Annotated in this window: 17 protein-coding genes; 13 read left to right on the forward strand and 4 right to left on the reverse strand. The window is 71.1% G+C overall.

The genetic code is table 11. The annotated features are described in order from the left end of the window. Positions 1-19: 19 nt before the first annotated feature. Complete coding sequence (locus AB0J88_RS02535; protein WP_364355805.1) at positions 20-1,039, reverse strand: LacI family DNA-binding transcriptional regulator; 1,020 nt, start codon at positions 1,037-1,039, stop codon at positions 20-22. A 77-nt stretch (positions 1,040-1,116) separates the two neighbouring features. Continuing rightward, positions 1,117-1,704, reverse strand: a complete 588-nt coding sequence (locus tag AB0J88_RS02540) for a TetR/AcrR family transcriptional regulator (protein WP_364355802.1) — start codon at positions 1,702-1,704, stop codon at positions 1,117-1,119. Between the two features lie 105 nt (positions 1,705-1,809). On the opposite strand from AB0J88_RS02540, the gene AB0J88_RS02545 reads away from it, so the two are divergent. From AB0J88_RS02545 to AB0J88_RS02580, 8 genes are all read left to right on the forward strand, one after another. Continuing rightward, positions 1,810-2,784, forward strand: coding sequence for a hypothetical protein (locus AB0J88_RS02545; protein ID WP_364355799.1), 975 nt, complete (start codon positions 1,810-1,812; stop codon positions 2,782-2,784). A 238-nt stretch (positions 2,785-3,022) separates the two neighbouring features. Further along, the gene (locus AB0J88_RS02550; RefSeq protein ID WP_364355970.1) at positions 3,023-4,099 is read left to right on the forward strand and encodes a BMP family ABC transporter substrate-binding protein; all 1,077 of its coding nucleotides are present in this window, start codon (positions 3,023-3,025) and stop codon (positions 4,097-4,099) included. Positions 4,100-4,251: 152 nt separating this feature from the next. Further along, positions 4,252-5,754 (forward strand): ABC transporter ATP-binding protein, encoded by a 1,503-nt coding sequence (locus AB0J88_RS02555; RefSeq protein ID WP_364355796.1) that lies wholly within the window; start codon positions 4,252-4,254, stop codon positions 5,752-5,754. Then, positions 5,747-7,039: an ABC transporter permease gene (locus AB0J88_RS02560; protein ID WP_364355793.1), complete on the forward strand. Its 1,293-nt coding sequence runs from the start codon at positions 5,747-5,749 to the stop codon at positions 7,037-7,039. The genes AB0J88_RS02555 and AB0J88_RS02560 overlap by 8 nt, the downstream gene beginning before the upstream one ends. 4 nt (positions 7,040-7,043) lie before the next feature. Continuing rightward, positions 7,044-8,324: an ABC transporter permease gene (locus tag AB0J88_RS02565; protein ID WP_364355790.1), complete on the forward strand. Its 1,281-nt coding sequence runs from the start codon at positions 7,044-7,046 to the stop codon at positions 8,322-8,324. Between the two features lie 9 nt (positions 8,325-8,333). Beyond that, positions 8,334-9,029 (forward strand): cytidine deaminase, encoded by a 696-nt coding sequence (locus AB0J88_RS02570; RefSeq protein ID WP_364355787.1) that lies wholly within the window; start codon positions 8,334-8,336, stop codon positions 9,027-9,029. A gap of 73 nt (positions 9,030-9,102) precedes the next feature. After that, the gene (locus AB0J88_RS02575; RefSeq protein WP_364355784.1) at positions 9,103-10,380 is read left to right on the forward strand and encodes a thymidine phosphorylase; all 1,278 of its coding nucleotides are present in this window, start codon (positions 9,103-9,105) and stop codon (positions 10,378-10,380) included. 72 nt (positions 10,381-10,452) lie between these two features. Further along, a complete protein-coding gene (locus AB0J88_RS02580; protein WP_364355781.1) occupies positions 10,453-11,133 on the forward strand; it encodes a DUF4272 domain-containing protein in 681 nt (226 codons plus the stop codon). On the opposite strand, the gene AB0J88_RS02585 is transcribed toward AB0J88_RS02580, so the two are convergent. Next, positions 11,126-11,935 (reverse strand): putative RNA methyltransferase, encoded by an 810-nt coding sequence (locus AB0J88_RS02585; protein ID WP_364355778.1) that lies wholly within the window; start codon positions 11,933-11,935, stop codon positions 11,126-11,128. The genes AB0J88_RS02580 and AB0J88_RS02585 overlap by 8 nt on opposite strands. Before the next feature lie 26 nt (positions 11,936-11,961). On the opposite strand from AB0J88_RS02585, the gene AB0J88_RS02590 reads away from it, so the two are divergent. The 5 genes from AB0J88_RS02590 to AB0J88_RS02610 all read left to right on the forward strand — a co-directional run bounded on the left by AB0J88_RS02590 (position 11,962) and on the right by AB0J88_RS02610 (position 18,581). Further along, entirely contained in the window at positions 11,962-13,035 is a 1,074-nt protein-coding gene (locus AB0J88_RS02590; RefSeq protein WP_364355775.1) for an adenosine deaminase, read from the forward strand. A gap of 375 nt (positions 13,036-13,410) precedes the next feature. Further along, complete coding sequence (locus AB0J88_RS02595; RefSeq protein WP_364355772.1) at positions 13,411-17,115, forward strand: nitrate- and nitrite sensing domain-containing protein; 3,705 nt, start codon at positions 13,411-13,413, stop codon at positions 17,113-17,115. After that, positions 17,112-17,516 (forward strand): roadblock/LC7 domain-containing protein, encoded by a 405-nt coding sequence (locus AB0J88_RS02600; RefSeq protein ID WP_089247307.1) that lies wholly within the window; start codon positions 17,112-17,114, stop codon positions 17,514-17,516. The genes AB0J88_RS02595 and AB0J88_RS02600 overlap by 4 nt, the downstream gene beginning before the upstream one ends. 98 nt (positions 17,517-17,614) lie before the next feature. Next, the gene (locus tag AB0J88_RS02605; RefSeq protein ID WP_089247557.1) at positions 17,615-17,992 is read left to right on the forward strand and encodes a DUF742 domain-containing protein; all 378 of its coding nucleotides are present in this window, start codon (positions 17,615-17,617) and stop codon (positions 17,990-17,992) included. After that, on the forward strand, positions 17,973-18,581 hold the full coding sequence (locus tag AB0J88_RS02610; RefSeq protein ID WP_203709990.1) for an ATP/GTP-binding protein: 609 nt from the start codon (positions 17,973-17,975) through the stop codon (positions 18,579-18,581). Before AB0J88_RS02605 ends, AB0J88_RS02610 begins: the two co-directional genes overlap by 20 nt. 80 nt (positions 18,582-18,661) lie before the next feature. On the opposite strand, the gene AB0J88_RS02615 is transcribed toward AB0J88_RS02610, so the two are convergent. Further along, positions 18,662-19,870, reverse strand: coding sequence for an ABC transporter substrate-binding protein (locus AB0J88_RS02615; protein ID WP_364355767.1), 1,209 nt, complete (start codon positions 19,868-19,870; stop codon positions 18,662-18,664). Between the last annotated feature and the right edge of the window lie 1,342 nt (positions 19,871-21,212).

Below are 21,212 nucleotides of genomic sequence, written 5' to 3' on the forward strand. Positions count from 1 at the left end.
GCTTCGCAAGGGAACCGGGTCAGGCCGTTCTGGCGATCGCGGTCGACGACCGGACGACCAGCTCAGGGCGGAACAGGTACTCCGAATGGGGTGCCGCGTGCCCTTCGATCTCGTCGACGAGCGCTCGTACCGCCGCGACCGCCATCGCCTCGACCGGCTGACGGACCGTGGTCAGCGGGGGATCGGTGAACGCCATCAGCGGCGAGCCGTCGTAGCCGACCACCGAGACGTCGTCCGGGACCCGCAGCCCGCGGCGTCGCACGCTGCGGATCGCGCCGAGCGCCATCATGTCGGAACCGCAGACGATGCCGGTGACGCCTGCGTCGAGCAGCCGGTGGGTGGCCGCCTCGCCGCCCTCGACGCCGAACAGGGACAACGAGATCAGGCCGTCGAGCTCAGCGTCGTCGGCGCTCACCAGGGTCCGCATCGCGGCTCGGTAGCCGGCGATCTTGCGTCGCACCGGGAGGAACCGGTCCGGCCCGCTGATCAGCCCGATCCGCCGGTGGCCGAGGCTGGTGAGATAGGACACCGCGAGCTCCGCGGCCGCCTGCTCGTCGGGTGAGACGAACGGCGCGGCCAGCCCGTCGACGAAGCCGTTGACCAGCACGATGGGCAGCTCACGGGCGACCAGCCGGCGATAGCGCTCGGGGTCGCCGGTGGCGTCGGCGTGCAGGCCGGAGACGAACACGATGCCGCTGACCTGGCGGTCGAGCAGGATCTCGACGTACTCGTCCTCGGTCGCGCCGCCCGGGGTCTGGGTGCAGAGCAGGAGCGTGTAGCCGCGCTGGGCCAGTGCCGACTCGATGGTCTGCGCGAACTCCGGGAAGATCGGGTTGTTCAGCTCGGGCACCACCAGGCCGACCAGGCCCGCGCTGCGTCTGCGCAGCCGGGCCGGGCGCTCCAGGCCGAGCGCGTCGAGGGCCGCGAGGACGGACTCCCGGGTGTCCGGGGAGACGCCCGGCTTGTCGTTGAGCACGCGGGAGACGGTGGCCTCGCTGACCCGTGCGCGGAGCGCGATGTCGGACAGGCGGGCACGCATGGCTGCACGATATCCGCTGGTCTTTCGCGTCTTGCGCAAGCCCTTGCCGTCAAGCAACAAACTCGAAACAAACTCGGCTACGGGATGAGCGTGCGTACGCCGTCCATGTAGGCGCCCGGGCCGGGGCCGCCGGTCAGCACGCGTTGCAGGGCGTAGCCCGGAACCATGCCGAACAGGGCGGCGCCGACCGCCTCCACGTCGGTGTCGGGCGGCAGTTGGCCGGCATCGCGGGACCGGGTGGCCAGCAGCACGAAGTGGCCGCGCATCCGGCCGTAAGTGTCGGCGACGAACTCGGCCAGCGTCGGGTCGTGCATCGCTTCGGCCCAGACCTGCAGGGCGATCCGGATCAGCCCGTCCGGGCCGGTTCGCCGGTCGACGAACAGGATCGCCCGTTCGACCGCCTCGACGGGCGACAGCGGTGGCTCTTCGGTCGCGAGCTCCTCGAACATCGCCGACGCCTCGCTGAGCACGGATTCGGCGATCGCGGTGATCAGCTCGTTCTTGCTCTTGAAGTAGCGGTAGACCGCGCCGACCGACAGGCCGGCCTCGTCGATGACGTGCACCATCGTCGTGCCGTGGAAGCCCTGCTCGCTGAAGCACCGCTGGGCGGCGTCGAGGATCTGCTGGCGCCGTCCGGCGAGGTGGGCGGCTGAGACGCGTGGCATGGCGCACATCCTAAAACGAACGCTCGTTCATTGACGGCGGGGAACCGTCGATGGGATGCTCGACGCATAAAAGAACGAGCGTTCGTTTTAAGAAAAGGGGATGTCATGCTTCGCCAGGCTCGCCCGCCACTCGTGACCGCCGTCCTGATCGGGGTCGGGATCGTGGTCGCGCAAGCTCTGCTCGTCCCGCTCTTCGCCGGACCCGCCGCCAACCTCGGCCCGCGGGACCTGCCGGTGGTGGTCGCCGGCCCGGCGCCCGCCGCCGACGCGCTCGCCGCCCACCTGCCGCCGGGCGCGTTCGAGATCACCCGCGTGCCGGACGCGGCCGCCGCCGACGCGCTCCTGCGTGACAACCAGGCCTACGCGGCCTTCGTGGTCGGCCCGTCCGGACCGGCCGTGCACACCGCCAGCGGGGCCGGCCCGACCGTGGCCCAGCTGGTCGGCCAGGCCGCCGCGGGGATGAACGCACCGGTCACCGACGTCGTGCCCGGCTCGCCGGACGACCCGCGCGGCGCCGGCTTCGCGTCCGGGTTCCTGCCGTTCGCGCTCACCGCGCTGGCCGCCGGCGCTGCGCTGGCCCTGCTCGTCCGCGACCGCTGGGCGCGGTTCACCGGCGTGCTGGTGTTCGGCGTGCTCGCGGGGCTGGTCGGCCCGCTCGTGCTCCAGCAGTGGCTGGGCGTGCTGACCGGTGACTACCTGCTCAACGCCGCCGCCATCGGGCTCTTCGCCACCGCGGTCGCCGGCATCGTGGCCGGGCTCGGTGCGGTGCTCGGCCGGCCCGGCATCGCGCTCGGCATGCTGACCGTGTTCCTCGTCGGCAACCCGCTGTCGGCGGTCAGCGCGGCGCCCGAGCTCCTGCCGCAGCCATGGGGCGCCATCGGCCAGTTCCTTCCCGTCGGGGCCGGCGGATCGCTGCTGCGGGCGACCGCGTTCTTCGACGGCGCGGGTGCCGCGGGGCCGGCCTGGGTGCTCGGCACGTACGCCCTCGTCGGTTCGCTGCTGGCGGTGGTCGGCGGCGTACGCCCGAAGCGGACAGCACCCGCCCGGGAGCCGGCCGACAGCGTGGCGGTCGCGGCCTGAGCGACAAGCGTCAACAAGGGTCCCTTCCCATGCGGAAAGCGTTGGGAAGGGGCCCTTCCTGACTGCCCGGGCGATTTCGTTCACTTGGAAGTCACGCCTGCGTAACGGCCATCCAACAGTTGATTCTGGATTTTCGTTCCGCGCGGTAGCTGGGGCTACGCTCCCGAGACGTGAACTCACCGCGCATCCCTTGCGGTGTGAAATGGGAAGGGAGACCGTCTTGCGCTCTATGCGTGGGATGCGGATCGTCTCGATACTCGCGGTGGGTGGCCTCATGGCTGGCCTCGCCGCGTGTGGTGACGCTCCGGAAAGCAGCAGCGGCACCGGCGACAGCAGCGCCGCGCCCGCCGCGGGCACCTATAAGGCGTGCATGGTCACCGACATCGGCGGCATCGACGACCGGTCGTTCAACGCGTCGGCCTGGAAGGGTCTCGAAGAGGCCAAGGCCGAAAGCGACAAGCTGGCCGAGCCCAAGAACGTTTCGTCCAAGGCCGAGGCCGACTACGTGCCGAACCTGACGCAGTTCGCCCAGCAGGACTGCAACTTCACCCTGGCCGTCGGCGGTCTGATGGGTGACGCCACCAAGCAGGTCGCGGCGGCCAACGCCGACAAGCAGTTCGCGATCGTCGACTCGGCGATCCCGGGCGCGACCAACGTCTACTCGATGCAGTTCGACACCGCACAGGCCGCGTTCCTCGCCGGCTACCTGTCGGCGGGCTACTCGAAGACCAAGAAGGTCGCGACGTACGGCGGCCTTCCGATTCCCCCGGTCACGATCTTCATGGACGGGTTCGCGGACGGCGTCGCCTACTGGAACCAGCAGAAGAACGACAAGGTCCAGGTGCTCGGCTGGGACAAGGCCGCGCAGAAGGGCCAGTTCGCCCAGAGCTTCACCGACCAGGGCAAGGGCAAGGCGCTCTCGGACGGCTTCGTGGCGCAGGGCGCCGACGTGATCATGCCGGTCGCGGGTGGCACGGGCCTCGGCACCGCCGCCGGTGCGGGCACCAAGTACGCGGTGGTCTGGGTCGACGTCGACGGTTGCGAGAGCGCGCAGCAGTACTGCTCCTCGTTCCTGACCACCGTCGTCAAGAACATCCCCGAGGCGGTCAAGGAGGCGGCGGTCAAGGGTGCGGACAGCACCGGCATGCTGACCGGCTCCTACCTCGGCACCCTCGAGAACAACGGCGTCTCCATCGCGCCGTACCACGAGTTCGACAGCAAGGTCAGCCCCGAGCTCAAGGGCGAGGTCGACAAGCTGAAGGCCGACATCATCGCGGGCACCGTCAAGGTGACCTCGCCGGCCCAGCCGAAGTGAACTAAGTCCGGCCGAACAGCCGGTCCCACCACGGTGGGACCGGCTGTTCCCCGGCCGGTCCCGATCGTGAACAATTCTCCGCACCACACCGTCTGAAGGAGGTCACGCTGAGACTCGAACTGCGCGGCATCACCAAGCGCTTCGGCGACCTCGTGGCCAACGACGACATATCCCTGACCGTCGAGCCCGGCGAGATCCATGCCCTGCTCGGCGAGAACGGCGCCGGCAAGTCGACCCTGATGAACGTCCTCTACGGGCTGCTCCAGCCCGACGAGGGCGAGATCCTGGTCGACGACAAGCCGGTGCGGATCCGCGGTCCGCGCGACGCGATCGCGGCCGGCATCGGCATGGTGCACCAGCACTTCATGCTCGTGCCGGTGTTCACCGTCGCCGAGAACGTGATGCTCGGCGCCGAGCAGACCACCGGTGGCCCGATCGGCTTCCTCGACCGGCGGCGCGCCCGCAAGCTGGTCCGAGAGGTGTCCGACCGCTACCGCCTCGAAGTCGACCCCGACCGCACGGTCGAGGACCTCGCGGTCGGCGTGCAGCAGCGCGTCGAGATCGTCAAGGCTTTGACCCGCGACGTCGACCTGCTGATCCTCGACGAGCCGACCGCCGTGCTGACTCCGCAGGAGACCGCGGACCTGCTCGAGATCATGCGGACGCTCAAGGCCGCCGGCAAGTCGATCGTCTTCATCACGCACAAGCTCAAAGAGGTCCAGGCGATCGCCGACCGGATCACCGTGATCCGGCGTGGTCGGACCGTCGGCACCGCGACGCCCGACACCAGCGAAGAGGAGCTCGCCTCGCTGATGGTCGGCCGGTCCGTGCTGCTCCGGGTCGAGAAGGGTGCCGCCGAGCCCGGCCCGGCCGTGCTCGAGGTCGCCGGCCTCGCCGTCAACGACGACCGGGGCCACCGCGCGGTCGACGGCGTCGACCTGACCGTGCACGCCGGTGAGGTGCTCGGCATCGCCGGTGTCCAGGGCAACGGCCAGACCGAGCTGGTCGAGGCGATCATGGGCTTGCGCCCGGTGGTCGCCGGCAGCACCACGATCGAGGGCCGTCCCACGCTGGGTCTCTCGACGCGCGACATCCTGCGGGCCGGCGTCGGCTACGTGCCCGAGGACCGCAGCGTCGACGGTCTGGTCAAGGACTTCACCGTCGCCGAGAACCTGGTTCTCGACATCTACAACACCGAGCCGTTCGGCACCCGCTGGGTGGTGCGCCCGGAGGCCATCGCCGAGAACGCCCGCGCCCGGATCGAAGAGTTCGACGTGCGCACCGACGCGGCCGGCAACGCCGCCGTGGGCACGCTCTCCGGTGGCAACCAGCAGAAGGTGATCGTCGCCCGGGAGTTCTCCCGCCCGCTCAAGCTGTTCATCGCCGCCCAGCCGACGCGCGGCGTCGACGTCGGGTCGATCGAGTTCATCCACCGGCAGATCGTCCACGAGCGCACGGAGGGCACGGCGGTGCTGCTGGTCTCCAGCGAGCTCGACGAGGTGCTGGCGCTCGCCGACCGGGTCGCCGTCATGTACCGGGGGCGGGTGATCGCCGTGGTGTCGCCGGACACCCCGCGCGAGGAGATCGGTCTGCTGATGGCCGGCGTCACGACGGAAGGCGCCGGCATGGTGAAGGACGGGCACCCCGATGACTGAGCAGACGACGGCGACCGCGGAGGACCTCGCCGCCGCCGGTGCCGACCAGCTGCCGCCACCCAAGACGTTCGCCGGGCGCTACCTGCGCTCGCTGTGGACCGCGAACACGTTCACCGTGACCGTCCTCGCCGTGTTGCTGGCGCTGGTCATCGGCGGCATCCTGATCGCGATCTCCGACGAGAACGTCCGGGCCACCACCTCTTACTTCTTCAGCCGGCCCTCCGACTTCTTCAGCCTTTCCTGGGACAAGGTCAGCGACGCGTACGCCCAGTTGTTCAAGGGCTCGATCGTCGACCCGGCGGCGGTGCAGGCCGCGGCCAACGGCACCGGCAAGTGGGAGCGGGTGTTCTTCCCGATCTCGGAGACGCTGACCTACGCGGCGCCGCTGGCGCTGACCGGTCTCGCGTTCGCGCTGGCGTTCCGCGGCGGCCTCTTCAACATCGGCGTGCAGGGCCAGGCGATCATGGGTGCCGTCGGCGCCGCGCTCGCCGGGTTCCTGCTGCCGCTGCCGGTGGGCATCCACCTGGTCGTCGCGCTGATCTTCGGTGCCGCGGTCGGTGGCGCCTGGGGCTTCGTGCCCGGCTTCCTCAAGGCCCGCACCGGCGCGCACGAGGTCATCACGACCATCATGCTCAACTACGTCGCGCTGTTCTTCCTGGGCTGGCTGATCGTCCAGAAGGGCATCCAGGACCCGGAGCGCTCCGACGCCATCAGCAAGCCGGTCGACGACTCGGCCCAGCTGACCCACCTCCTCGGCTTCGTCGGCCCCAGCCTGCGGGTCAACCTCGGCATCGTGGTCGCGGTCCTGGTGGTCGCCGCGGTCGCCTGGATGCTGCGCCGCTCGACGTTCGGCTTCGAGCTGCGCGCGGTGGGCCTCAACCCCGAGGCGTCGCGCACCGCCGGCATCGGCGTCGGCTCGACGTACGTCCTGGTGATGACGGCCGCCGGCGCGCTGGCCGGGCTCGGTGGCGCGACCATCGTGATGGGCACGGCGGTCAGCCTGACCGGAGCGGTGATCGGCAGCGTCGGCTTCGACGGTCTGCTGGTCGGCCTGCTCGGTCGGGCCAAGCCGTGGGGCGTCTTCTTCGCGGCGCTGCTCTTCGGCGCGCTCCAGGCCGGTGGCAACCGCATGCAGTCGTTCTCCGGGATCTCGCTCGAGCTGGTCGGCGTGATCCAGGCGCTGATCGTGATCTTCGTGGCCGCGCCCGCGCTGGTGAAGACCGTGTTCCGGCTCAAGCCGGCCAAGGTCAGCGGGCTCGGCACCGGCATGTCCAAGGGATGGTGAGACCGTGACGGCCAGCACCGTCGACGCGGCCCAGGCGGTCGTCGAACCGACCCAGTACTGGACCCGGCAACGCAAGGTCGGTGTCGGCCTGGCGGTCGCCGGCGTCCTCGCCGCTGTGCTCTTCGGCGCGCTCGCGACCGGGCGCAGCGCCGAGTTCACGCTGGCCGAGACCATCAGCGGCAGCGCGGTCGGGATCGACGGCCGGATCGGCGCGATCCTGTTCGGCGCGATCGCCGCGCTGGCCGGCGCCGCGATGCTGGTCACCACCCGCCGCCTCTTCAGCTGGCTGTTGGCCCTCGGCATCGTGGCCACGCTGGTCTCGTTCCTCTGCTGGCAGCTCTCGCAGGCGCCGGACAACCTCAACACGATCCCGCTGGGCAGCGTCGCGCGTAGCTCCGTGACCCTGGCCCTGCCGCTGGTCCTCGGCGCGTTGGCCGGTGTCCTCTGCGAGCGCTCCGCGGTGATCAACGTGGCCATCGAGGGACAGTTCCTGATGGGCGCGTTCGCGGCGGCGATGTTCACGACGCTGGCCGGCAGCGTGTGGATCGGCATCCTGGCCGCCGGGGTCGGTGGTCTGATCATCGCGCTGCTGCTGGCCGTGCTGGCGATCCGCTTCCTGGTCGACCAGGTCGTGCTGGGTGTCGTGCTCAACGTGTTCGCGCTCGGCCTGACCGGCTTCCTCTACGAGCAGCTGATGGCCAAGGACCAGGCGCGCTACAACCAGCCGACCTTCGTGCCGGAGTGGGACATCCCGGGCCTGTCGAAGATCCCGCTGCTCGGGCCGGCCCTCTTCAAGGGCAACATCTTCCTGTACGGCGCGATCGTGCTGGTGATCCTGATCCACGTCGGGCTCTTCTACACCCGATGGGGCCTGCGCACGCGGGCGGTCGGCGAGCACCCGGCGGCGGCCGACACCCTCGGCGTGAAGGTGCTCGCCCTGCGCTACCGCAACGTGCTGGTCGGCGGCCTGGTGGCCGGCTTCGGCGGCGCGTACTTCACGCTGCTGTCCACCACCAACTTCAACAAGAACATGACGTCCGGACTCGGCTTCGTCGCGCTGGCCGCGCTGATCTTCGGCCGGTGGAGCCCGATCGGCTCGATGCTGGCGGCACTGTTCTTCGGCTTCTGCAGCGCGCTGGCGGTCAGCCTGGGCTCGATCAACAGCCCGATCCCGAGCGGCTTCCTCAACATGCTGCCGTACCTGGCCACGATCGTCGCGGTCGCCGGTCTCGTCGGCCGGGTCCGCGCGCCCGCCGCGGACGGGACGCCCTATATCAAGGGTTAGGGTCTGCTCATGGAGATCGACTGGGTGGCGCTGCGAGCCGCTGCCGTCGAGGTGATGGGCAACGCGTACGCGCCGTACTCGGACTTTCCGGTCGGCGTCGCGGGTCTCGTCGACGACGGCCGGGTCGTGGTCGGCTGCAACGTGGAGAACGCGTCCTACGGGGTGACCCTGTGCGCCGAGTGCGGCATGGTCTCCGCCCTGCACGCCTCCGGTGGTGGCCGGCTGGTCGCGGTCTCGTGCGTCGACGGCGCCGGCCAGCCCCTGATGCCCTGCGGCCGCTGCCGCCAGCTCCTCTTCGAGCACGGCGGCCCGGACTGCCTGGTCGAGGCACTGCCCGAGCCCCTGCGCGTCGGCGAGCTGCTGCCGCACGCGTTCGGCCCGGCCAACCTCGACCGCGGCCGCGGCGCGATCCCCGAGGTCCCCGAGCGGCTGGCCCGCTGGCGGGGCCGGGGCACGGTGTTCGTGCACACCGACAGCGCCGGCGGCGAGCTGGTCTGGACCGGCTACTGGGAGCGGTCGGCCGGCGAGGGCGAGGAGAAGGGCATCCTCGAGGAGGCGCCGACGTGGTCGGCCGCCCGCGAGGGCATCGAGTGGGCCCGCGCCCGCACGGCCCGCATCGTGATCGTCGACGAGGCCGGCGACACCTGGTGGGCCGGCGAGGGCGAGCCGCCCTCCGAGATCGGAAAGCGGTGGGAGCAGGCGTGAGCGAGCGAAGCGAGCGAACCATTTGGCTCAGCACGCCGGGCGAATGCCCGACCGCGCGAAGCGCGGTCGGAGCATGAGCTTTGCTGCGGTTGACGTCATCCGGACCAAGCGGGATGGCGGGGTGCTCTCCGACGACGCGATCGACTGGGTGGTCGACGCGTACACCAAGGGTGTGGTCGCCGACGAGCAGATGTCGGCGCTCGCCATGGCCATCCTGCTGCGCGGCATGACGCCCGCCGAGATCGCGCGGTGGACCGCCGCGATGATCGCGAGCGGTGAGCGGCTCGACCTCTCCGCGGTGGACCGCCCGACCGCCGACAAGCACAGCACCGGTGGCGTCGGCGACAAGATCACGCTGCCGCTCACCCCGCTGGTCGCCGCCTGCGGCGTCGCCGTGCCGCAGCTCTCCGGCCGCGGCCTGGGGCACACCGGCGGCACGCTCGACAAGCTGGAGTCGATCCCCGGCTGGCGTGCCCGCCTCGACAACGCCGAGTTCATCGCGCAGCTGCGCGACGTGGGCGCGGTGATCTGCGCGGCCGGCGACGGGCTCGCACCCGCCGACCGCAAGCTGTACGCCCTACGCGACGTCACCGGCACGGTCGAGGCCATCCCGCTGATCGCCAGCTCGATCATGAGCAAGAAGATCGCCGAGGGCACCGGCGCGCTGGTGCTCGACGTGAAGGTCGGCTCCGGCGCCTTCATGAAGTCCCTCGACGACGCGCGCGAGCTCGCCCGCACGATGGTCGACCTCGGCACCGCGCACGGGGTGCGCACCGTCGCGCTGCTCACCGACATGTCCACCCCGCTGGGTCTGGCCGTCGGCAACGCCGTGGAGGTCACGGAGTCGGTCGAGGTGCTGGCCGGCGGCGGCCCGGCGGACGTGGTCGAGCTGACCCTGGCCCTGGCCCGCGAGATGCTCGACGCGGCGGGGCGGCCCGACGCCGACCCGGCCGCGGCGCTCGCCGACGGGCGCGCGATGGACGCCTGGCGGTCGATGATCCGGGCGCAGGGCGGCGACCCCGACGCGGCGTTGCCGACCGCGCGCGAGACGCACACGGTCACCGCGACGGCCGACGGGTTCGTGTCGGCGGTCGACGCGTACGCGATCGGCATCGCGGCCTGGCGGCTCGGTGCCGGCCGGGCGCGCAAGGAGGACCCGGTCTCCGCGGCGGCCGGTGTGGTGCTGCACCGGCGGCCGGGCGACCCGGTGCGCGCGGGCGAGCCGCTCTACGAGCTGCGTACCGACGATCCGAGCCGGTTCGAGGCGGCACTTTCGGCCGCCGCCGAGGCGGTGTCGATCTCGGCCGAGCCGCCGGCAGCGGCGCCGCTGGTCATCGATCGCCTCGCCTGACATTCCGCTGGGCGCTCGAAACGGCTATCCTCGCTGGCCAGGGGGATCACCGACGCCAGAGGAACGAACGCCGTGTCCGTGTCTGCTCCCGACCCACGACCCATCAGGGCCGCCAGCGTCGATGAGCTGCGCCGACTCCGGCTGCCGACGCCGCCGGCCGGCTTCCCGTTGGTGTGGGAACCCGGCGACGAGGTCGAGCTGCGGCACACCGGTGACATCGAGGCGCGCACAGCGATCCTGCATCTCGTGCTGGCCCGCTGCTTCGGCATGCCGCCGCAGGCGGCGATGAGCTGGCTGCTCACCTCGCACCTGGTCGAGCTGGTCACGCCTCCGGAATGGCAGTTCGTGGTGGCCGAACGCGGTGACCGCCGGTCGTTCGTGCTGCACCACGACGCCATCTTCGCGCTCGCCTGGCTGCTCGGAATGAGCAAGCACCTGGACCCGACGGCGCCGACCGACGAGCGGCTGATGGATGCGTTGCCGCACCTTCCGGAAGGCGAGACATTCCGGGCATGGCGCTCGCGGATCCTGGCCGCGCCACGGGATGCCGCCGAGGCCGCGGCGATGCTCGACTTCTACTACTGCCTCGACTGGAGCTATCTGGAGGCGGAGCGCCGGGGGATGAACCTGCCCGGGGTGATCGACGCCAACGCGATCGGGCAGCGGCGCTGGGCACTGGAGTGGGCGGTGGTCTTCCGCGGCCCGTACCACGACCCACCGGGCGGCTGGGAAGAAGTGGATCTCTCTACCTAGGTGTCCACACATCCAGCTTGACCGCTGCGGTCACGTCGACCGGGGTGGGCAGCTCGATCGTCGCGGGGTCGCGGTGCCAGGCGCTCGGGCCCATCCCGACCACCGTGGCAACCTCGTCCTGGTCCAGCCGCATGGTCGAGCGCAGCGAGCGCCGCCGGCTCAGCGTGAAGTGCGCGTCGAGGCTGGCCGCCAGCCGTTCCTCCTTGGCCGGGTCGACACTCAGCAGACCGAGCGCCGTGACGAGCTCGGCCAGGTGGTCCGGCTCCGGCGTGACCACCAGCAGCCGGCCGTCCGGGCGCAGGACCCGATGGAACTCCGCGCCGTTGCGGGGCGCGAACACGTCCAGCAGCACGGCGGTGTCGTGGTCGGCCAGCGGCAGCCGGCCCCAGGCGTCGGTGCGCACCGCGCCCGCGCGCTCGTGCGCCCGGGCCGCCCGACGCAGCGCCGGCTTCGACGCGTCCAACACCAGGCCGTGCAGGGCGGGGTTTTCGTCGAGGACGGCCGCCAGGTGCGCTCCGGTGCCCCCGCCGACGTCCACGGCGATCCCCGCGGTCCCACCGGCCGCCTCCGCCAGGGCGGTCGAGACGAACGCGTAGTGCCCCTTGGCGAGGAACGCGGCGCGTGCGGCGACCATCTCCGGCGTGTCACCGGTGTGCGGCGAGCGGCCGGCGCTCAGGTCCGCGTACCCCTGCCGGGCCAGGTCGAAGCTGTGCCCACGGGGACAGCGCAGCGTCCGCTCGTGCGGGCTCAGTGGTTCGCGGCACACCGGACAACGCAGGTACGCCACAACGTCGCGGTTCATCCATCCTCAGCCACTAGGGTCTTTCCATGGTCCCAATCGGCATGGAAGAGATCGTCAAGGCCCCCAAGGCGCTGCTGCACGACCACCTCGACGGCGGGCTGCGCCCGGCGACGATCGTCGAGCTGGCCGCCGAGGTCGACCACACCCTGCCGACCACCGATCCCGGGGAGCTCGGCCGGTGGTTCGTCGAGTCGGCCGACTCCGGGTCGCTCGAACGCTACCTGCAGACGTTCGACCACACCGTCGCCGTGATGCAGACCGCGTCGGCGCTGCACCGGGTCGCCGCCGAGTGCGCGCTCGACCTGGCCGCCGACGGCGTGGTCTACGCCGAGGTCCGGTTCGCACCCGAACAGCACCTGGAGCGCGGTCTTACGCTCGACGGGGTCGTCGAGGCGGTGCTCGGAGGTTTCGCGGCCGGCACCGAGCAGGCGGCGGCCAAGGGCCAGCAGATCCGGGTCGGCACGCTGCTCACCGCGATGCGGCACGCCGCCCGGTCGCAGGAGATCGCCGAGCTCGCCGTCCGCTACCGCGACACCGGTGTGGTCGGCTTCGACATCGCCGGCGCCGAGGCGGGGTTTCCGCCCACCCGGCACCTGGACGCGTTCGAATACCTCCAGCGCGAGAACTTCCACTTCACCATCCACGCCGGCGAGGCGTTCGGGCTGCCCTCGATCTGGCAGGCGATCCAGTGGTGCGGTGCCGACCGGCTGGGGCACGGCGTGCGCCTGGTCGACGACATCACCCCCGGTGGTGACCCGGTGCTCGGCCGGCTGTCCGCGTACGTGCGTGACAAGCGGATCCCGCTGGAGCTGTGCCCGTCGTCCAACGTGCAGACCGGTGCGGCGCCGTCGATCGAGCAGCACCCGATCGGGCTGCTCCGCGACCTGCGCTTCCGGGTCACCGTCAACACCGACAACCGGCTGATGAGCGGCACGTCCATGTCCCGCGAGATGGCGCTGCTCGTCGACGCGTTCGGTTACGGCTGGAGCGAGCTGCAGTGGTTCACCATCAACGCGATGAAGAGCGCCTTCATCCCGTTCGACGAACGGCTCAGCATCATCAATGAGGTGATCAAGCCCGCGTACGCCAAATTGGCCTGACAGCCGTCTTCGCCACACGCGTATTCCGGCGTTTCGGAAGTCCAATCCAGACTTAACGGCTTTTTCTCATCGTCCCTTCGTACTAATCCACCGTGCGCTTCCCCTATAAGGGGCATTGCGCCATGGTCGGTCCTTGGCCGGATCATCGGAAGAAGTACCGACGGCCGGAGATCGACGCTCACCTAGGGTGACGCGGGGCGAACGCGTTGCTGACAAACGGACTGAACATCGCATCAGTACGGCGATCACGGACAGGGTGGGCTTTCTCTTTCCCCGGCCGACGTGATGGAATGCCGGGGGTCCGACCCGCCCGGGTCGGCCGATCGGCGGTGCCCGTGCGCAATTTCCTACGGCGCCGAACCGGAGGGCGGTGACGTGAGCAAGCGGCCGAAGACGGCGAATTCCTTCATGTCGCGTCTCCGCCGGCCAGCCGGCCGGCTTCGTGATCTGCCGATCTGGTCGAAGCTCGGCCTCATCATGATCGTCCCGACCCTGGCGACGATCGTGGTTGGCACCAACGGCCTGATCGACCACATCGACACGTCGGAGAACGCGGACCAGGCACGTGACCTCGCCGTTGTGGTGGAGGCGTCTGGGGATCTCGTCCAGAATCTGCAGAACGAGCGGGCCGCGGCGGCGATGCTGCTCGGTGCCGAGGGCAAGACCGCCATCACGAAATACAAGACGGCGTTCGAGAGCTCGCAGCAGGCGGTCGACCGGGTGGTCAACAGCTACTCGACTCAGCGCGCCTCGCTCAACGACCTGCCGACGAACTTCACCACCACGCTGGCGCAGATCGACGACGGCCTCCAGGGCCTGCCGGGCGTGCGCAGCCAGGTGACGAGCAACAAGTTCGCGTTCACGGACGCGGCCCGGGCCTACAACGCCCTCGTCGACAACCTGCTCAACCTCCGCGACGGCGCCGCCCAGCTGGCTGCCAACACCTCGCTGAGCGAGCGGATGCGTGCGGTCGCGGCCGTCGCGCGGCAGAAGGAGTTCCTCTCCCAGGAGCGCCTCGTCGTGCTGCAGGCCTACAGCGCCGGCGGCATGAACCAGAACCTCAAGAAAGAGTTCATCGCCTCGCAGACCGGCCAGCTCCAGGCCGCCGAGACGTTCATCTCGGTCGCGACGGTGACCGAGGAAGAGCAGTACAACCAGACCGTGGCCGGCTCGGACCTGCGGTCGTCGACCGCGTTCGCCGGCTGGATCACCGGCGTCATGCCCGCGAACGGCGCTCTCGGTGAGGCGCCATTCAAGATCGACTCGTGGGACAGCGCGCTGCTCGGCCACAGCCGGTTGATCCGCAGCGTCGAGCGCCGCCTCGACAACACCGTGGTCGACACCGCCACGACCCTGCGTGACGACGTGCAGCGCCAGGTCCTCATCGAGACCGGCCTGCTGCTCGCCATGCTGCTGCTGGCCATCCTGTTCGCGTGGTTGGTCGCCCGGTCGATGGCGCGGTCGCTGCGCGAGCTGCGGCACGGCGCTCTCGCGGTCGCCCAGTACGGCCTCCCGCAAGCCGTGTCCCGACTACGTGACCCGGCGCTGTCGACCCAGATGTCGCCGGCCCAGCTGGCCAACCAGATCGCCGAGCCGCTGCCGGTCCGCAGCAAGGACGAGTTCGGCCAGGTGACCGAGGCGTTCAACGCGGTCCACCTCGAAGCCGTCCGCACCGCGGCCGAGCAGGCCGCCCTGCGTGCCTCCGTCGCGACGATGTTCGTCAACCTCGCCCGCCGTTCGCAGATCCTGGTCGACCGTCTGATCGGTCACCTCGACCGGCTCGAGCGCGGTGAGGAAGACCCGGACCGCCTGGCCGAGCTCTTCCAGCTCGACCACCTGGCCACCCGGATGCGCCGCAACGACGAAAACCTCCTGGTGCTCGCCGGCGCAGACTCGACGCGTATCCAGCGCGAGCCGGCCGCGCTGATCGACGTGCTGCGCGCCGCGCAGTCCGAGGTCGAGCACTACACCCGGATCGAGTTCGGGGTCATCGACCGGGACATCGAGGTCGCCGCGCACGCGGTCAACGACCTCGTCCACCTGGTCGCGGAGCTGTTCGACAACGCGACCGCGTTCTCCCCGCCCGACTCGAGCGTCATGGTCGAGGCCCGGCGGATCGGTGAGCACGCGGTGCTCTACGTCGAGGACCGTGGCATCGGCATCACCGCCGACCAGCTCAACGACCTCAACGAGCGGCTCGCCACGCCTCCGATGGTCGACGTGGCGGTCTCCCGGATGATGGGCCTGGTCGTGGTCGCGCGGCTGGCCGCACGGCACGGCGTCAAGGTCGAGCTGCGTCCGGCCTCCGACCGCGGCACCGTCGCGGACGTCGCCCTGCCCACCTCGGTGCTGGTACCCCGCGGCCTCACCGGCCGCTCGGGTTCGGGTGCGTTCGAGCTGCCGGTGCAGCAGCCGGCGCAGCCGCAGCAGCCGTCGCGTTCGCCGTTCCCGGCGCCGCTGGCGCTGGAGAGCGGGCCGATGACGCGGTCCGACCGGGAGCTGGCCGGCGCGAGTGGCGGGCTCGCCAGCGCGTTCGGTGGCCGCCCCGGCGACGCGCCGTCCAACGGCTCCAACGGCTTCGGCTCCAACGGCAACGGCAACGGCCGCTCGGGCGGCACGATGCCCGCCTGGTCCGACCTCACCGGTGCCGGTCCGCAGGGCGGAGGTCGTCCCAGCGACCCGTTCGGCGGCCCGCGCGACGAGTCGCTGCCGAACCGCCGTCCGACCGATGGCTGGGCGATGGAGGGCGAGGTGACCGCGGGGCCGCAGTCGCCCGCGATCCCGCGCCAGACGCCGCGCGACAACGGCACGTCTCCCGTGTTCTCGGCTCCGCCGATGATCTCGGTGCCGCCGGTCATCTCCGTGCCCCCGTCGTCGCCCGGGCCCGCGGCCGCGCCGCGTCAGCCCGAGCCGTGGGAGCAGGGTGGCCCGACGCTGCCGCCGAGCGCGCCGGCCGGCCCGCCGATCGCCATGCCGGACAGCCCGGTCGTTCCTGGTCGGTCCGGTGGTCTGCCCGGGCGTCCGACCGGCCAGCCGGAGAGCCCGAGCACGCCGTTCGCGCAGCCGCCGGCGGCTGTTCCGCCGCCCGCCGCGGCACCCCAGCCGGCAGCTCCGTTCGCCGGAGGCAGTGGCTTCGCGGGCTCGCCCGCGGGTGGTCAGGCGCCGCCGGCGTGGCCGCCGGTCGCGGCCGAGCCGCAGCCGGCCGTCGACCACCTCGCGGCCGCCGTCGACATGACCGCCGAGCTGCCCCGGGTCGAGCGCCCGGCAGCGGCTCAGGCGGCCCCGGCCGCTCCCGCGGCCCAGCAGCAGCCCGCCGTCCCGCCGATCATTCCGGCCGCCAACAAGGCCCGGTTCGCCGACGAGACGATGGAACTGCCGATCTTCCGCGAGCTCGAGTCGGCGTGGTTCCGCACGCGCCGGGCCGCAGCGGAAGAGAGCTCGCTGACCACCTCGGCTCCGAGCACCGCGGCAGCCGCCCCGGCGGCCACCGCGGCGCCGTCGACGGCCGACGCGAGGGTGGGCGGCGGTGGAGCCACCGCGGCACCGACGCAGCAGTTCGCCACCGTCGAGGCCACCCAACGGCTCACCAGCTCGCCGCAGTCGCGGGTGGCGCCGGCCGGAGGCAGCGCGACGGGCAGCGGCCTGCCGACCCGTCCGTCGGCGCCGAGCGGACCTCCGCCGCAGCAGCCGCACTCGAACGGCCTCTCCGACGCGGCCAACGGCAACGGTGCCGCCCGTCGGCCCGAGCCGCAGGAGTCGTGGCAGACGGCTGCCGACGACGGATGGCGGGCAGCTTCCGCCATCTCGGAGATGGAAGTGAACGAAACCACGACGGCGGGCCTGCCCAAGCGGGTTCCGATGGCGCAGCTGGTGCCGGGCGGGGTCGACAAGTCCGCCACCTCGGTGCAGAAGCGCACGCCGGAAGCTGTCCGCGGGTTGCTCTCGGCATACCACCGAGGTGTGCAGCGCGGTCGCACCCAGCCCAAGGACGAAACTTCGGATACGACTCCGGCCGGGCAGCCCTCCCAAGCTGGCCACGGTCCGGGTGCCGGGAGCGGTCAGAAGGAGCACGAACGATGACAACCACGCAAGATCTCGGGTGGCTGCTCGCCAACTTCGCCGACCGCGTGCCGGGTGTCGCACACGCGATCGCGGTTTCCGCGGACGGTCTGCTCCTCGCCTCGTCGCGGGACCTCCCGCGCGACCGGGCCGACCAGCTGGCCGCGATCTCGTCGGGTCTGGTCAGCCTGACCCAGGGCGCCGCGCGCTGCTTCGAGGGCGGTGCGGTGCTGCAGAACGTGGTCGAGATGGACAACGGGTTCCTCTTCCTGATGTCGATCTCCGACGGCTCCTCGTTCGCGGTTCTGGCCGCTCGCAGCTGCGACGTCGGCCAGGTCGGCTACGAGATGGCGTTGCTGGTCGACCGGGTCGGTGACGCACTGACCCCGGCGCCGCGCACCGCCGCAGGAATGCTCGGCTAGTCGTTCCGGCGACGGAACGGCGCACCACAACAACACACATACACGACGGGTCCCGACCGATCGGGCCCGCGGCACGGATGCGAAGGGGGTGAGTGGCGATGACCGACCGGGACGAGCCAACCGGCGCGTTGGTGCGGCCGTACGCCGTCACCCGCGGACGCACCAGGCCGCGGCTCGAGATCGCGCTCGAGGCACTCGTCGAAACAACGGTCCGCGGCCGAACCGCCAACTCCACCAAGGGTGGGGGAGGCCGCGAGCACCAATACATCGCCGCGTTGTGCGACGGCCGGTTGCAGTCGCTCGCGGAGATCGCGGCCCGGATGCAGCTCCCGCTGGGTGTTGCCCGGGTCCTGATCGCCGACATGGCCGCCGACGGGCTCGTCGCGGTCTACGAACCGACCTCACTGGAAGACACGAACGATGCGGTGGGCACTGAACTGCTGGAGAGGGTGCTGAGTGGACTTCGCAGGCTCTGACGTGACGCACCGCCCGAGCGCTGGCCGTGTGACGTCGGCGAAGATTGTCATCGCCGGCGGGTTCGGCGTCGGCAAGACCACGCTGGTCGGGTCGGTGTCGGAGATCACGCCGCTGACGACCGAGGCGATCATGACCTCGGCCGGCGTCGGCGTCGACGACACCCGGCAGGTGCCGGGCAAGACGACGACGACCGTCGCCATGGACTTCGGCCGGATCACGATCGACCGTGACCTGATCCTCTACCTGTTCGGCACGCCTGGCCAGACGCGGTTCTGGTTCATGTGGGACGAGCTGGTGCGAGGTGCGATCGGGGCGATCGTGCTGGTCGACACGCGCCGACTAGCCGACTGCTTCGCGGCTATCGACTTCTTTGAGCATCGCCGCCTTCCCTACCTGGTGGCGATCAACTGTTTCGACGGGGTGCAGTACCACGACCCCCAGGACGTCCGCGACGCGCTCGCGATCTCCAGCGACGTCCCGGTCGTGGCCTGCGACGCCCGCAACCGCGAGTCGACCAAGCACGTGCTGATCAGCCTGGTCGAGTACGTGCTCAGCATGCGCCGCTCCCGCGCGGTCGCCCCGGCCTGATCCGGGCCACCCTCACCCACACACAGCAGCAGAAAGCCCCACCGCCTCGGCGGTGGGGCTTTCTGGCGTGTCGGGGAGGGTCAGCTGACGCGGATCCAGGCGCCGCCGGTGACCTGGAAGACGGCCAGCGAGTCATCCGCCATGCCGCCGTGGTTGATCGGCTGGAACTCGTAGGAGCCGGCGATGCCCTCGGTGATGAGGTTCTCCAGGTAGACGCGGATGCGGCCGCGGTCGACACTGCGGCCCAGGCGGGCGGCGTTGGCGATCAGGCGCACCGCGTCGGAGCTGTAGGGCGCGAAGCCGCGGAACGCGCCGTGCTTCTGGATGTAGCGGTAGATGAAGTCGCGCCGGTCGAGGTCGGCCATGGTGGTGTCGGTCAGCGACGTGCCCGCCAGCGACGCGGGGTGCACGGCCAGCGCGCCCTCGGCCTGGTCCTGCTTGTCGGCGTCGGAGAGCGTGTCGTCGGCGACGCCGCCCGGGTCGAAGATGATCTGGCCGCCGTAACTGGCGTTGCGCAGCGAGGACATGGCCGCACCGGAGTCGGGCGCCTGCGCCCAGATGATGACGACTTTCGGGTTCTTCTCGACCACCTTGGCGACGGCCGAGTCGACATTGCTGCCCGTGGGCGGAAGCTCGGACTCGACCTTGATTTTGCCGGCAAGTTTGCTTCGCAGGGCGGCGACGCCGGTCTTGCCGTAGGCGCCACCGGAGTAGATGACACCCACTGTGCTGAGATTTTGGGCGTCGAGCAGGTCGCTCATCATGTCCGCGACGTCTTTGGCGTTGGGCTGGAGCTTGTAGATGTAGGTGCGCGCGGTCAGCGGCGTGACGAGGTTGTCGGCCGATCCGAGGGAGATGAACGGCACCTGCTCGGTCTGCGCCACTGTCAGCATCGCCAGCGAGGTCTCGGCCAGCACGCCGCCGAGCAACGCGTGGACGCCCTCTTTCTGGATGAGCTCCGTCGTCTGCTGCGCTGCGGTGTCGGGCCGGCTGCCGTTGTCGCGGTAGATCATCTTGACCTTGCGGCGCAGGTTACCGACCGGCACGCCCTCTTCGTTGAGCGTGTCGACGGTGATGCGTAGAGCCCGCTCCTGCAGCACGCCGTGCGCCGCGCCAGGGCCTGTCAGCTCGAGGCTGGCGCCGATGATGAGCTCTTCGGAGCCTCGGGTCGTGGGGCCGGGACTGTTGGTGTCATCGGACCCGCAGGCGGCGGTGAAGAGGGTCCCAGCGGTGCCGACGAGGAGGCCCCGTCGGGTCAGCTGGGTCCGGCCGATCGCCGGCTTCGCCATCTGGTGCCGCCTTTCAACAGACCGGCGACGCCCGTCGCCAGATACCACGCGGGTATGCTCCCGGGCCGCTAGGCCCGCAGTCAAATCACAGTCGTCCCTGTCAGGAACTCACGACCGCGCCGACCGGTACTCGTATTCCTGGCTCTCGTCGCGTCCACCGTGGTCACGGCTGAAGTCCCAGCCACCGGCCGCCTCGCGACCCGGACGACCGCCGACCGCGTAGCCGCCGATCTCCTGGCCGCGGCGCCAGCCACGGAAGTAGCCGGTGGTGTGCGCCGCGATGCTCGCGGCGTCGCGCACGATCCGCAGCGGTCGCTCGTCACGCAACGGCGAGCCAGGCACCAGGTTGGCCTGGGGGACGCGCTTCGGCAGGCCCGACTGCGTCTCGAGGCCCACCGACGGCGAGGAGGCCTTCTCGGCCGCGCGCCAGCCGGTGTCGGCGACCGAGGCCCAGGCGAGGTCTTCGCTCTCGTCGGGGTGACCGGTGAACCAGGCGGACCGGGCCGCGGCGAAGATCAGCAGACCCTCGTCGCCCTCGTCGTCGGAGACCGGCGGTGCACTGATGCCGACCGGGAGCTGCGGGTGGCTCCCGGTGTCCATCGGGCTCTCCACCAGACGCAGCGAAGGCGTCTCGTAGCGCGCGGCGTAGTCGTCGCGGTTGCGCCGGTCGTCGCGACCGCGCGACCGGTTCTCCCGCGGGCTGTCGTCACGCAGGGCGCGGTCAGCCAGCGGTGGCGGCTCGACCAGGCGCAGGATCGGCGGCTCCGGCGGCATGTCGTCGGCCAGCCACGGCGGCGGCACCCGGTCGTCGCCGATGGACGAGTAGGTGGGCCGGTCGAGCTCGCTCGGGGGCAGCTCGCTCAGGTCCGGGAAGCCGTTGGCCCGGTCGTCCGCGGTGTTGTCGACGAGCGGCCAGTTGGCCCGCGCGCCCGGCTCAGGGCGCGGTGCGGGCACCGGGACGCTGAGGTCGGTGGCCTGGAAGCCGGTGACCGGCGGCTCTGGCGGTGGCGGCGGCGTGGCGGCCGGACGGCCGTTGGCCCGCGGCGGGATCACGGTCGGGCGCTTGCGCTCGGCGCGGGCCGAGTTGATCGCCGCGTTGGTCAGTGTCGCGCGGAACGGCTCGCCGGCCTCGGCCGGGGGCACGGTCGGTCGCTGCGCGGGGATCGGCGTCATGCCGGGCGGTGGTGGCGGCGAGGAGATGGGCTTGTTGGCCGGGCCGGCCGAGACCGGGCGGCCCGGCAGCGGCACCCGGGTCGCGGCCGGCGACTGTGGTGCGGGCGGCAGATGCGGAGCCGGGGGCTGGTGGGTTTCCGGCAGGTGCGGCGTGCCGGGCAGGCGCGGC

The organism is Asanoa sp. NPDC049475 (genome assembly GCF_040676915.1).
Taxonomy (GTDB): domain Bacteria; phylum Actinomycetota; class Actinomycetes; order Mycobacteriales; family Micromonosporaceae; genus Asanoa.